At 66.5% G+C, this 12987-nt stretch carries 10 protein-coding genes; 7 read left to right on the top strand and 3 right to left on the bottom strand.

The annotated features are described in order from the left end of the window. The first annotated feature begins 1 nt into the window (after position 1). Positions 2 to 865 (top strand): glucose-1-phosphate thymidylyltransferase RfbA, encoded by an 864-nt coding sequence (rfbA, locus tag ACFVTX_RS13945; RefSeq protein WP_386901062.1) that lies wholly within the window; start codon positions 2 to 4, stop codon positions 863 to 865. Here the strand turns inward: rfbA and ACFVTX_RS13940 are convergent. Next, entirely contained in the window at positions 838 to 1740 is a 903-nt protein-coding gene (locus tag ACFVTX_RS13940) for a glycosyltransferase family 2 protein (protein ID WP_386901158.1), read from the bottom strand. The two genes, rfbA and ACFVTX_RS13940, sit on opposite strands and share 28 nt — an antisense overlap. A gap of 144 nt (positions 1741 to 1884) precedes the next feature. On the opposite strand from ACFVTX_RS13940, the gene ACFVTX_RS13935 reads away from it, so the two are divergent. Genes ACFVTX_RS13935 through ACFVTX_RS13910 form a run of 6 tightly spaced genes read left to right on the top strand, consistent with a single transcriptional unit; the run spans position 1885 to position 7672 of the window. After that, entirely contained in the window at positions 1885 to 2739 is an 855-nt protein-coding gene (locus ACFVTX_RS13935) for an NAD-dependent epimerase/dehydratase family protein (protein WP_386901060.1), read from the top strand. Positions 2740 to 2757: 18 nt separating this feature from the next. Beyond that, positions 2758 to 4308 (top strand): hypothetical protein, encoded by a 1551-nt coding sequence (locus ACFVTX_RS13930; RefSeq protein WP_386901058.1) that lies wholly within the window; start codon positions 2758 to 2760, stop codon positions 4306 to 4308. Then, positions 4305 to 5417 carry a DegT/DnrJ/EryC1/StrS family aminotransferase gene (locus ACFVTX_RS13925; protein WP_386901156.1) on the top strand — a complete coding sequence of 371 codons (1113 nt, stop codon included), beginning with the start codon at positions 4305 to 4307 and terminating at the stop codon, positions 5415 to 5417. The genes ACFVTX_RS13930 and ACFVTX_RS13925 overlap by 4 nt, the downstream gene beginning before the upstream one ends. Continuing rightward, on the top strand, positions 5414 to 6343 hold the full coding sequence (locus ACFVTX_RS13920) for a glycosyltransferase family 2 protein (RefSeq protein ID WP_386901056.1): 930 nt from the start codon (positions 5414 to 5416) through the stop codon (positions 6341 to 6343). Before ACFVTX_RS13925 ends, ACFVTX_RS13920 begins: the two co-directional genes overlap by 4 nt. A 2-nt stretch (positions 6344 to 6345) precedes the next feature. Continuing rightward, on the top strand, positions 6346 to 6765 hold the full coding sequence (locus ACFVTX_RS13915) for a GtrA family protein (RefSeq protein WP_386901054.1): 420 nt from the start codon (positions 6346 to 6348) through the stop codon (positions 6763 to 6765). Continuing rightward, positions 6758 to 7672, top strand: coding sequence for a WxcM-like domain-containing protein (locus ACFVTX_RS13910; protein WP_386901052.1), 915 nt, complete (start codon positions 6758 to 6760; stop codon positions 7670 to 7672). Before ACFVTX_RS13915 ends, ACFVTX_RS13910 begins: the two co-directional genes overlap by 8 nt. 53 nt (positions 7673 to 7725) lie before the next feature. Here ACFVTX_RS13910 and ACFVTX_RS13905 read toward each other — a convergent pair whose 3' ends face one another. Next, the gene (locus ACFVTX_RS13905; RefSeq protein ID WP_386901050.1) at positions 7726 to 9249 is read right to left on the bottom strand and encodes a hypothetical protein; all 1524 of its coding nucleotides are present in this window, start codon (positions 9247 to 9249) and stop codon (positions 7726 to 7728) included. A gap of 74 nt (positions 9250 to 9323) precedes the next feature. Continuing rightward, on the bottom strand, positions 9324 to 12758 hold the full coding sequence (locus tag ACFVTX_RS13900; protein WP_386901048.1) for a hypothetical protein: 3435 nt from the start codon (positions 12756 to 12758) through the stop codon (positions 9324 to 9326). Positions 12759 to 12987: the final 229 nt, after the last annotated feature.

Here is a 12987-nt window from a genome sequence, read left to right as displayed (position 1 = left end):
CATGCGCGGAATCATTCTCGCCGGCGGGTCCGGAACTCGGCTCTGGCCCATCACGAAGGGCATCTCGAAGCAGTTGATGCCGATCTATGACAAGCCGATGATCTACTACCCGCTGTCGACCTTGATGATGGCCGGAATCAACGAGATCCTGGTGATCACCACGCCGGAGTACAACGAGCAGTTCAAGGCGCTCCTGGGCGACGGATCGCAGCTCGGCATCCGTCTCGAGTACGCGGTCCAGCCGTCGCCCGACGGTCTGGCGCAGGCGTTCACGATCGGTGAGGACTTCATCGGGGACGAGTCCGTCGCGCTGGTGCTCGGCGACAACATCTTCCACGGCACCGGGCTCGGCTCGTCGCTCCGCGGCAACGGCGACCTCGACGGAGGCCTGATCTTCGCGTACCACGTGTCGAATCCGACCGCCTACGGCGTCGTCGAGTTCGACGACGAGATGAAGGCGGTCTCCATCGAGGAGAAGCCGGTGAAGCCGAAGAGCAACTTCGCCGTGCCGGGCCTCTACTTCTACGACAACTCGGTCGTCGAGATCGCGAAGTCGATCGAGCCGAGTGCCCGCGGCGAACTCGAGATCTCGACCGTCAACGAGCGGTATCTCGAGCGAGGAAAGCTTCAGGTCAAGGTGCTCGACCGCGGAACCGCGTGGCTCGACACCGGCACGTTCGAGTCGATGATGCAGGCGTCCGAGTACGTGCGAGTCATCGAGGACCGTCAGGGATTCAAGATCGGCTGCATCGAGGAGATCGCGTGGCGCGCAGGCTGGATCTCCGATGAGGAGTTGGCCGAGCTCGCCGCACCGCTCACCAAGGGCGGTTACGGCACCTACCTGCTCTCGCTCCTGGAGTCCTGAACCGTCGCTGCCCGCGCCCGCTTCATGATGAGCTGGTAGCGGGCAGCGAGGCTCACCCGGACTGCGAGCCGGACCGGCGCGAAGTACCACGCCGGATAGCGCTTCTCGATGAAGTGAGAGGCGCTCGCGTGGTGCACGCGCAGCATGTGGCCCGAGATCGCCTTGGTCGAGTGCCCGCCCGTGTGGACCACCACCGAGGCCGGCACGAACCGATTCCGCAGCCCTGCATCGACGAGGCGCGCGCCGAGGTCGACGTCTTCGAAGTACATGAAGAAGGCGTCATCGAAGCCGCCCAGCGACTCGAAGGCGGACCTTCTGATCAGCAGGCATGAGCCGGAGAGCCATCCGGTGTCGCGCTCGACCTCCGAGTCGGCCTGCTCCTCGCGATAGCGTCGCGACCACGGGTTCGTCGGCCAGAGCTGGGTGAAGATGCTGTGCCCGATCCCGATCCCGAGGGTCGGAAGGCGGCGGGCGGAGGGATAGACGGTGCCATCGGGGTTGAGGACCTTCGGCCCTGCCGCGCCGATGGTCGGATCGGACTCGAGCCGACCCTGGAGGACGGCGACGGCTCCCGGCTGCAGTTCGACATCTGGATTCGACACCAGAATGAAACGGATCTCGTCGGGAAGCGTGGCGACCGCAGCGTTGATCGCGCCGCCGTAGCCGAGATTGGCGCCGGTCTCGAGCAGCTCCGCGCCTGCCGCGGCGACGATGCGTCGAATGCCGTCGATGTCGTCGGATCCGTTGTCGGCGACCACGACCCGAGGGTTCTCGCCTTGACCGTGCATCGCCGACTGGAGGAACCGCTCGAGGTGATCGTGAGAGTTGTAGCTCACCGTCACGATTGCGGTGGCAGCGGGGTCGAGGTGGGGCATCCTGTCGATTCTACGAGATTCAGCCTCGCGGAGGTGACCGCCCAAGTGCTCGGCGCCCGCGCCCGCGGGGGTCGGAACCGATGCGTGGAGGGCCGTCTTGGCTGAACGGAACCGTAGGATGCTAGGTGTGAATCGAGTCATGCTGTGAACGACGTCCGACGAGTGCTGGTCACCGGAGCCAATGGTTATGTGGGCCGTCACGTGGTGACGGCCGCGGCTGACGCCGGTCACCAGGTGATCGCTGTCGTGCGACCCGGAACGAAGCACGAGATCGATCCACGGGCGACGATCGCCGAGGCCGATATCCTCGCTCCGGGCTTCGATGTCACGTCGCTCGCGGATGAGGCGCCCGATGTCGTGATCCACCTCGCGTGGACGGACGGATTCCGGCACAACGCGTCATCGCACATGCTCATGCTCTCGGGGCATTTCGCGTTCCTCGAGGGCGTCGTCGACTGGGGAGTCGGTCAGCTCTCGGTGCTGGGCACGATGCACGAGATCGGCTACTGGGAGGGCGCCATCGACGCCGACACCCCGACCTCGCCGACGACCCTGTACGGCATCGCGAAGGACGCTCTGCGGCGTGCCGCTTTCGCAACCCTGGCCGAGCGTGTGCCGCTGACGTGGCTTCGTTGCTACTACATCTATGGAGACGATCGGCGCAACAACTCGATCTTCGCTCGCCTCCTGGAAGCGGTGGATGCCGGCAAGACGACGTTCCCGTTCACCACCGGCAAGAATCGCTACGACTTCATCGCCGTCGACGAGCTCGGGCGTCAGATCGTCGCCGCCTCGACGCAGACGCGGGTGCTCGGAGTCATCAATTGCGCCACGGGCGAGCCGATGTCGCTGGCTGAGCGCGTCGAGGGATTCATCCGCGAGAACGGGCTGCCGATCGCCCTCGAGTACGGTGCGTTCCCCGACCGCCCGTACGACTCTCCCGGTGTCTGGGGCGACGCAACGGACATCCGATCGATCCTCGGAGCGTCGGGCGCCTGACTGTCGAACATCGATTCGGTGGCCCGCATCCGGTATGCGACAATTGAGCGTTTGTGCGCGGACGATGTCGGAATGAGGCGTGATGTACGACTGGACACCGCGGTGACGGCGAAGCGTCGTGCGTGGGTTCCCATTCTGATCGTCGCCATCGGCGCACTCGTCGTCTTCGCAGCCCATTTCCGCCCGTGGGAGGGTGGGCTGCTCGAGGAATGGGCGATCGCGAGAGACCTGAAGGTCTACGGCTGGTGGGGCCTCATCGAGAATTACCTCGAGTGGTCGCTGAGTCGTCCGCTTCACCTGGTGCCCACCATGCTCGGGCTGGCGGCCGGTGGCGGCGAACCAGCGGGGATCTTCCTCGTGATGGGCCTCGTGGCGATGGGGCAGTACCTCGCCGTCATCTGGGCGCTGCGGCCGATCTCGCGATCGACCTGGGTGAACGTGGCGGTCGCGCTCTTCGTCGGGCTGCACCCGCTGTGGGCGGCCGGCTACCTGCAGCGCTTCCTGCCGGCGCAGACGTCGGCGCTCGCATTGATGATCGCGCTCGGGTTCATGATCCGCTGGCTTCAGCAGGGTCGTGCACGCTGGCTCGTCGGCGTGTGCGTGTCGCTCATGCTCGGGTTCGCCGCGTATCAGGGTCCGGCGGCTGTGGCGCCCGTCATGGCGTTGGCGCTCGCTCTGGCGCTGCGCGCGGGTTGGCGACGCGGCATCGCCCTCGTCGTCGCGGCAACGGCATCCTCCGCCGCGATGGCGGCGTATGCGATCGTGGTCGTCCGGCTCGTGACGCCGGCCGACCAGGACAGCTACGAACTGATCAACATCGCCGCCGCGGGCGTGTCCGGGCCGGGCGAACTCATCCGACTCGTCGCGGGCACGTTTCTCTCGAGTGGACGGTTCCTTGTCCTCGGCGTCCTCGCCGTCGTGCTGTTGGCGGCGATACTCTCGCTCACCCGCACCATTCCCCACGAAGCCGGCTGGGTCATGGCGGGCGTTGCGCTCACGAGTCCGGTCTGCGCCGTCGTCTACTTCGGAAACACCGCCTGGTTGAGCGACATCGACCGCGTCGCATTCACGACCTCGCTCGCCCTGGTCGTCGCGCTCGTGATCTGGCCGCTCACCGCCCGCGAGCATCAGCGCCCCCTCCAGACGGTGCTGGCCGCCGTGCTCATCGTCGTCGCCATGGTCGGGGGCCTACTCGGAGTGGCGACCTGGCAACCGTTCGTGCGGGTTCAGCACCAGCTGCTGAGCGCACTCGAGCCGGTGGTTCACGAGGCCACGGGAGACGAAACCGTGGTTGTGGTCGATCACTCGGGAACGTTCGGTCAGCTCTACACGCTGCCGCTCGGGTACATCAACGGCGCGTCGATGATCTCGAACGACGATGCGACCGACGTGCTCTTGTGCCTTCCGCAGTCGACGCCGTATCCCGTGCCTCCCGGCAACGTCATCTGCGATCCGACCAGCGCAGGCTTCGATCTTCGTCCGGCCGGCACCCTCACCCTTCCCAGCGGCGACGTCGACTTCTTCATTGGAAACGTCGACTCCGACGAGTTCATGAAAGGCTACCGATGAGGTCTCAGCAAGTTCCGTTCAATGATCTGTCGCGGGGAATGTCGCGGGATCGCGAGTCCTTCCTCGAGGCCGCGGCCGCAGTGCTGGATTCGGGGTATGCGATTCACGGGTCTCAGCACGCGGCGTTCGAGGCGGAACTCGCCGACTATCTCGGTGCGGGTGCTGCCGTCGGAGTCGCCTCCGGCACCGACGCGCTCGAACTCGCGATCAAGGCCGTGATGCCGGCCGATCGCGACACAGTGATCACCGCCGCGAATGCCGGCGCATACACCTCCACGGCCACGGTGCGTGCGGGATTCGTTCCGCGCTACGCCGATGTCGACCCGACCTCACTGTGCCTCACCGCGGAGACCGTTCTGGATCGGCTCACCGACCACGTCGGGGTCGTCGTCGTCACCCACCTCTACGGCTTCCTGGGCGATGCGGCGGCGCTTCGCGAGCTGTGCGACGAGCGGGGGATCGCTCTCGTCGAGGACTGCGCGCAAGCCATCGGAGCGAGCCGTGCGGGCCGCTTCGCCGGAACGTTCGGGCACGCGGCCACCGCGAGCTTCTACCCGACCAAGAACCTCGGCGCCGTCGGCGACGGCGGCGCGGTCATCACCGAGACCGCGATCACCGCGGATCGGGTACGCCGCCTCCGTCAGTACGGATGGGAATCGAAGTACCTGGCGACCCTCTCCGGCGGCACGAACTCCAGGCTCGACGAACTGCAGGCCGCCTTCCTGCGGATCCGACTTCGTTCGCTCGACGAGCAGAATGCGCGACGCCGCGAGATCCTCGAGCGATACCGTGCGGCCGCAGCCGATCTCGATCCGCAGCTTCTGACCGTGCTCCCGGCAACCGACAGCGGACACATCGCCCATCTCGCCATCGCGCGCAGTGCCCGCCGCGACCAGGTGCGGGCGAGCCTCGGCGCAGCCGGGGTCCCGACCGATGTTCATTTCCCGCATCCCGATTGGGAGCAACCCGCATTCGAGCGGTTCGCGCCCGACGTCGACCTCCCGGCCACGGTTGCAGCCTGCGCCGAGGTGCTGAGTCTTCCGCTCTTCCCTGAGCTCACGGATGACGAGGTCGACGCGGTGTGCGCCGCGATCGGAGCATTGGCGTGACGGAGTTCTCGATCGTCATCCCGGTCTATCGCAACTCGGAGAACATCGGCCCCCTGATCGATGCGCTCGGCGCGTTGGTTGCCGAGCTACCCGACGCCACCGAGGTGGTCTTCGTGGTGGACGGCTCGCCCGACGACTCGTACGCGAAGCTCGCGGAAGCGCTGCCTGAGGCAGGATTCTCCACTCAGCTCCTGCAGCACTCGCGCAACTTCGGCTCGTTCGCGGCGATCCGCACGGGCCTTGCCGCTGCATCGGGCAGATTCATCGGAGTCATGGCCGCGGACTTGCAGGAGCCGGCCGAACTCATGGTGGAGTTTTACCGAGCGCTCGCGTCGGAAGCGGTCGACGTTGCGGTGGGTCGGCGTGTCTCGCGAGACGACCCGGCACTCACGAGCATGAGTTCGCGGGCATTCTGGGCGTTCTACCGGCGTTCGATCATCCGCGACATGCCGCCCGGCGGCGTCGACGTCTTCGGATGCACGCGCGCGGTCGCAGACGAACTCGTGCGCCTCAACGAAGCGAACTCCAGCCTCGTCGCCCAGCTCTACTGGGTGGGTTTCCGTCGTGCGGAAATCCCGTACAGTCGTCAGCTCCGCGAACACGGCGAGAGCAGCTGGACGTTCCGCAAGCGCGTGAAGTACCTCCTCGACAGCATCTTCTCGTTCACGAATCTGCCGCTCGACCTTTTGCTCATCACTGGGCTGATCGGGACCGTCGTGGTGGTGCTCGTCGGTCTGCTGGTCTTGACCTTCTCGCTCACCGGTGCGATCACCGCCCCGGGCTACGCCCCGATCATGCTCGCCATCCTGTTCTCCACCTTCCTCATGATCACGTCGATCGGCATTCTCGGCGCCTATATTTGGCGTATCTTCGAGAACACGAAGGGCAGGCCGATATCGATCGTGATGAGCCGCGAGAAGTGGTGAGCGTGGGCTCGGGCGAGGCGCCCCGCTCGTTCCTGGGGGCAGCCTGGCGGTTCCTCGTCGTGGGCGGCACCAATACCCTTGCGACGTCGCTGCTGCTCATCGTGCTCAGCTACCTCATGGAGGGTTGGCTGGCCTACACGATCGCTTTCGGCGCCGGCCTCGTGTATTCGACGCTCTTCGCGAGTCGTTGGGTGTTTACGCGCGCAGCATCCTGGCGGGTGTCGTTGCTCTACGCGTGCTGCTACATCGCGATCTATTTCGTCGGACTCGCGTGTGTCGCGGTCATCCAGACGTTCGACTGGCCCGACGCACTGAACGTTCTCAGCGTGCTCGTGACGGCGCCGCTCGGATTCGTGGCAGGACGACTCGTCTTCCGAGAGGATCAACGGGAACATCACAATCAGGAGGAGACACATGAGTGACGATCGGGAACCCTTCGTACATTCGCACGCCATCTGCGAGAGCACGACGGTGGGCAGGGGAACACGGATCTGGGCGTTCTCCCATGTGCTTCCCGGCGCTTCGATCGGAGCGGACGTGAACATCAACGATCATGTCTTCGTCGAGAACGATGTCGTGATCGGCGACCGTGTGACGCTGAAGTCAGGGGTTCAGGTCTGGGATGGCATCCGCTTGGGCGATGACGTGTTCGTCGGACCGAACGTGACCTTCACGAACGACCCGTTCCCTCGCAGCAAGCAGTACCCCGAAGCCTTCGCAGTGACGACCATCGAGGCGGGCGCATCGATCGGCGGCGGGGCGGTGATCCTTCCGGGGATCCGTGTGGGACGCCGGGCGATGATCGGCGCAGGATCCGTGGTCACCAAGGACGTGCCGCCGCATGCGATCGTCGTCGGCAACCCCGCTCGCATCGTCGGATATGAAGGAGCCACGGCAAGGCGGGACGCCGAGCCCGGGTCGGCCGCACGGCTCGTCGAAGGACTGACCCTGCTGCGCACCGTGAGCGACATCCGCGGCGACCTGCTGCCGATCGACCTCGCCGACGATCTGCCCTTCGCACCGCGCCGCATCTTCTTCGTGCATGGCGTGCCCTCGAAGGAGGTGCGCGGCGCGCACGCGCACTACGAGTGCGAACAGTTCCTCGTCGCGGTTCACGGCAGCGTCTCCTGCATCGTGGACGACGGTACGTCACGTGCGGAGTACCTTCTCGATGACCCGTCGAAGGGGCTGTACATGCCTCCGATGACCTGGGGCACCCAATACCGGTACAGCCCCGACGCGGTGCTCGCCGTGTTCGCCTCACGCCCGTATGAGGACTCCGACTACATTCGGGACTATCAGGAGTTCATCGCGCTGACGAACCGCTAGCGCGGGTTCCGAGGTGCACCCCGCCGACCGTGGCGGTCGGCGACCGGAGCACGTCAGCCGGTTCCGCTGAGGAACTGGGCTTCATCGACGGTTCCGACGTAGAAGTCGACGGTGCCGCCCGGCATCGTGAGGTCGCCGGCCGAGCGCAGCCCGGCGAGGGTATCCGGGTCGCAGAAGACATTGCCCGCCGGTACGGGGTGGCTCCCATCCGGCGGGTAGCAGATCAAGACATTGGTCGCATCATGGTTGGCGATGAAGGACGCGCCGCTCAGGTAGCCGTTCGGCAGGGTGAGCAGATCGCCGAACGTTCCCGAGTAGTCGACGACGACGACGGTATCGCTGTCGGCGGTCTCGTGGACGATCGGTGCGAGCGAACCGAGAAGCCGCTGCTGAACGTGGAGGTAGGGCTGCCAGACGGCGATCCCCGCCGCGGCCCCCGCGCAGGCGATCGCGACGAGCACGGCGGTCACCGCGAGTTGAAGCCGTCGCGGCCGAGCTGCGGCCGTGATCGGCCAGATCAGCAACGCCACGGAGAGCGCCAATGCGACGGCGAATCCGACCCGGTCGATGTCTTGCAACCATTCGACGTTCCCGAAGTAGACAAAGGCGCACACCGGGCTCGCGAGCGCCACGCCGGCCATGAGCCAGCCCGCCGTGTACGGAATGGCACGCGTGAGCGACAGGAGAGCGCCCAGGGCGACGACGACGAAGATCCCGAGAAGCAACGGCCTTCCTTCGCCGACGAGCGTCCCGCCGACGAGCCTGACGACTTCGCTGGGGCTCTGCGCGCCGGAAGACTCCAGATTCATCAGTTCGTAACTCGCCCGTTCGGGGGGAACCACGATCCTCACGATCACGATCGCGTACAACGCCATGACGACGGTCGATGCGGTGGCGGCGACGACCAGTAGGATCTTCCGCCGCCAGCCGGCGGAGACGGTCAAGGCGAGCACGATCGCCAGGATCGGCGCGACGCCGGCGGGTCCTTGATACACGGCGAATCCCAGCAGCAGCGCGAGGCACGCTCCGATCAGCCAGCGGGCTCGGCCTTGCTGGAGCCAGCGGATCATGAACCCTGCGGCGATGAGGAGCGCGAGGATCGAGGTCTGCGCCGGCAGGAATCGCTGGAGGAATCCACCTGGCCACAACGGGTGCAGCCCGATGACGAGCGCCACCCCGATGTTGATCCAGATCGAACGGGAGATCGGCCTCAGTGCCCACAGGACAGCGAGGAACTGCCCCGCAGCCACGAGCCCCATGACGACGAAGATGCCGGACGGTTCGCCACCGCCGATCGCGACGCCGGTGAATGTCGGCACGAGGTGAAGCGGGCGGCTGAGCATCAGTTCGGCGAACGCGGCGAAGGTGGTTCGACCACCCCAGAGCTGCCAGTAGCGTGCGAGCGTCCATTCTTCGTAGAGCCCGCCCTCCCAAGGCCGGAAATGCGCGGCGAAGACGACGATCGCACCGACCACCACGGCGACGACGGGCCACGTCGCGCGGGCGCGCTTGCGTGGAGCGGGCACGCTGTCGGGCGCGTGCACGGCGCTCCGTTCGGCGAGGGGAGTTGCTGGCATCCCGACATTCTCCCATCCGCGCGCGCTCACCCGTTCCACGGTGCGAGGAGCCAACGAGCTGCACAACGCCGCGATCAGCGGCGGGCGATACCGTTCAATGCGCCGTCGGCAGCGATCCAGACGCGATTCTCCACGCCGTACGTCCGGGAGATCCAGTCCTGTTCCGCTTGACTCGATACCGGCTGAATCGCGCCTCCTGAGACCAGGAACACCTGCGAGCTCGAGCGTTCCTTGACGAAGTGCGGACGGGTGACCGTCGCGACGAGGCGAATACCGGCGGAGGCGTCCGGGGTCATCGAGGTGAAGACACCCGCGCCGCCGTAGGCGTTCGCATCGACGGCCAACCATCCGCCGTCGATGGCGACCAGTGCGAGATCGCCGGCTCGTATGCGCAGCGGGAGGTCGGCCGTCGCGCCGAGCAGGTCGAACGACGGGGGAGTGAGGCGCACGACGGAGGGTGCTTGCAGGGCCGTCGCGGCCGCGGTGAGCCGCCAACTTCCGCCCGACGTCACCAGTGCGGCGCGGCCGTCCCCCGGCGAGTAGACGCCCGCTCGAAGCACGGGGGAACCGACGGGGAGCGAGTTGAAACGCGTGGTGACGAGGCCAGTCGGGGTCGTGGGGACCCCGTAGGGCGCGAGCACGCTCGGATCTGGGGTCTCCCGTCGCTGCCCCGATTGCATGAACCAGTTCACGCCGTCGGGAAGCGTGACAAGGCTGTTGAGCGCACCTCCTGAGGGATACCCCTGCAACTGCGATTCGGAGATCATGGGTACCGATTCGCACACGCCGCCGAATGCCTGTACCTGGGGGCACCCGGAGAACCGATACGAGCGACCGTTGTCGATGAGGTAGTACGCGTTGGGCGAGGTCTTGACCATCGGCTGAGCCGCCGTGTCGACGATGGTGGGAACGGGCGCGAGTGCGCCGTCCGCTGCGATCCACACGCGGTTCTCAACGCCGTAGGCCGCGCTGATCCAGTCCTGCTCGGACTGACTGGCGACGGGCCGGCGTGATCCGCCCGAGAGCAGGAAGACCTGCTGGCCTGAGGCCTCCCTGACGAACTGTGGGGTCGGCCGTTGGGCGAGGATCGGTGTCGCCGACCATGCCCCATTCGGCTTCGCGGTGAAGGACGCTGCCCCGTAGACCTCAGCGGAGACCTCCAGCCACCCCCCGCTGATCAGAAGGAAGCGCCGGCCGCCGCTCTCGAGGAGCAGCGGCAGTTCGCCGTCGCTGCGGAACTGAGCGAACGACTCGACCGTGAGTGCTCGCGCACCGGACCCGATCGCCGCGGTGGCGGCGGATGTGAGATCGAAGTTTCCGCCCACGGTCGCTGCGCGATAGGCGCCCTGCCCGTTGAAGTACACCCCGGGGCCGAGGACCGGCGGGCCCACCCAGGCCGATCTGATCGTCGTCGTCGGCAGAGCCGTCGTCGTCGCTGGGATGCCGTAGGGGGCGAGAACCGATGGATCGGGCGTCTCTCGCCTCGCACCGGCCTGGATGAACCAGACTCGGCCGTCGGGGAGGCGGACGAGGTTGTGGAGTGCGCCCGCGTCCCGATACCGTGCCAGGTCGATCGAAGAGATGCCGGGCAGGGAACCGCAGCGCTGACCGAAATCGGTGACCTGTGCGCAGTCACGGAAGAGGAATCGCGCGTCACCGTCGATGAGGTATGCCTCGCCGCCGTTGGCAACGATGCGCAGGCCGGGGATCTGAAGCAGGATTCCGTCGAGTCCGCCGTCGGGCGTCACCCACACCTTGTTCTCGACGCCGTACGCCGAAGAGATCCAGTCCTGCGCGGCCTGGTCGGCGACAGGCTGGCGATACCCTCCAGAGATGAGATAGACCTGGGCCGACGAGCGCTCACGAATGAAGTGCGGGCTGGGTTGCACGCGAACGAGGGGGATTCCCGCCCACGCGCCATCGGCGAGGGCCGTGAACGCGCCGTTGCCGCCATAGGCCGCGGCCGATACCTCGAGCCATCCGCCGTCGACGAGCACGAAGGCGTGCGATCCCGACCTCATCCGAATCGGAAGCGGGCCCGACGTGGAGATCGTCGACAGCGAAGCAGAGGTGAGGGAACGGGCGAGCGGTGCGAGCACGGGAACGGTCGGAGCAGATGCGTAGAAGCTCCCGCCGTTGGTGACGATCCGGAGTGCCCCCGAGGAGTCGGCGAAGACGCCCGCGCCGAGCACAGGGGCGCCGATCGGAGCGCCTCCGAGAGCTGCAGGCGAAACGGAGCTCGGCGGACCGGTGATCCCGTAGGGCGCGAGCACCGAGGGGTCGGGCGTCTCCCGTCGTTGCCCACCCTGCATCAGCCATGTGGACCCATCGGGCAGCGCGACGAGGCTCGAGAGCCATCCGCCATCGGGTAGACCGACGATCTGGTCGCGCGTGACCGTGGCGAGGCTGTTGCAGGAGAGTCCGAAGTCCTGAACCTGGCCGCAGTTGCCGAAGCGGAGTCGGCGGCCCTGATCGATGAGATACGCGGCACCGTCGGAGGTGCGCACGGCCCGCGAGATGGAGTCACCCTGTCGAAACGCATCCAATTGGCTCTGCGTGATCTCGTACACGGGTCCGAGCGCACGGAAGTTGCCGACCGCCTCGGCGGCCAGCGGGTAGCGCATGCGGCCGCTGATGAGGAAGTTGCTGTTCGTGCCCACGAGGTGGAAGACGCTGACGGGAGTGGAGGTCGGAGAACCGAACCAGTCCGTCCACATGCGCCAGAAGTTGCGATTGCCGTACGCCGAGCAGCCGTCTCCCGTGCCGTACAGATTGTCCAGGGCTGCACCGTTGGGCTGGTACGGCGTGTAGTTGTAGAGACCCGCGGTCGCCCAGTTCAGGATGAAAACGGGAGAGGTCCCGCAGGAGGCGACGGGGTGGAAGAGGATGTTGTTCGTCGCGAGGGGCTGATGATTGAACGACGTCGGGCGAGCGCGATAGACCTGGAACTGCCGGGCCGCGTTGTACACCTGGTAGAAGAATCCGCCGTAGGACGCGTCGCACGGCGCGGTATCCGGGCAACCGAACCCCGTGGCCGCTTCGAACGAACGCCGCGACGGGTTCGTGGACGTGACGAGGCTCTGCTCCTTCTGCAGGATGACGAGGAGGGCGTGCTGGCTCAGCCCGCAGGCCGCGCCCACGCGTGCGATGATGCTGGACGCCGGCTCGTTCGGCTGGCCCGGCATCGCCGCGCAATACGCCGACGCGGGCATGGACGGTGTGTTCTGCCGATAGTTCCACAGGCAGGCGTAGCTCGATGAGCACTGCGAATTCTTGCTCAGAATGAAGTTCTGCACGTCGGCGAACCCCATGGCCGAGCCGTTGTAGAAGTTCTCGTCGGAGACCAGGTACCCGGGATCGAAGTCCGAACCGGTCGCGGCCGACGCTGACTGGGTGCCGATCGGCGCGAACACGGTGAGGAGCGCACTGAGCAGTGCGACCGAGGTGATGAAGCTCAGAGCCTTTCGAAATGGACCGCGCACATGAACTCCCCCGACGAGGCGCCCCACGCGCCGATTCGGCTCCAGACTGCCCCCGGTGCGTCTCGTGCGCAAGACGCCGCGCCATGGGCGCCGATGTGGCTGGTCCGATCCGTGCCGGGCGCGAGTGGTCGGGGTGAACTCGGCCCGCATATCAGACGACGCGCGACACGGCGGTCAGGCGCGCCCCGCCGCAAAGGTAGAATGCTGAGGTTCGAGTGACCCGGCTGTGTCGTCGAATGCGCGCAGATCGCGCTTG

Origin of the sequence: Agromyces sp. NPDC058136 (assembly GCF_042884375.1) — a bacterium.
In the GTDB taxonomy this organism is placed as follows: domain Bacteria; phylum Actinomycetota; class Actinomycetes; order Actinomycetales; family Microbacteriaceae; genus Agromyces.
This window is presented reverse-complemented; position numbering and strand designations above follow the sequence as displayed.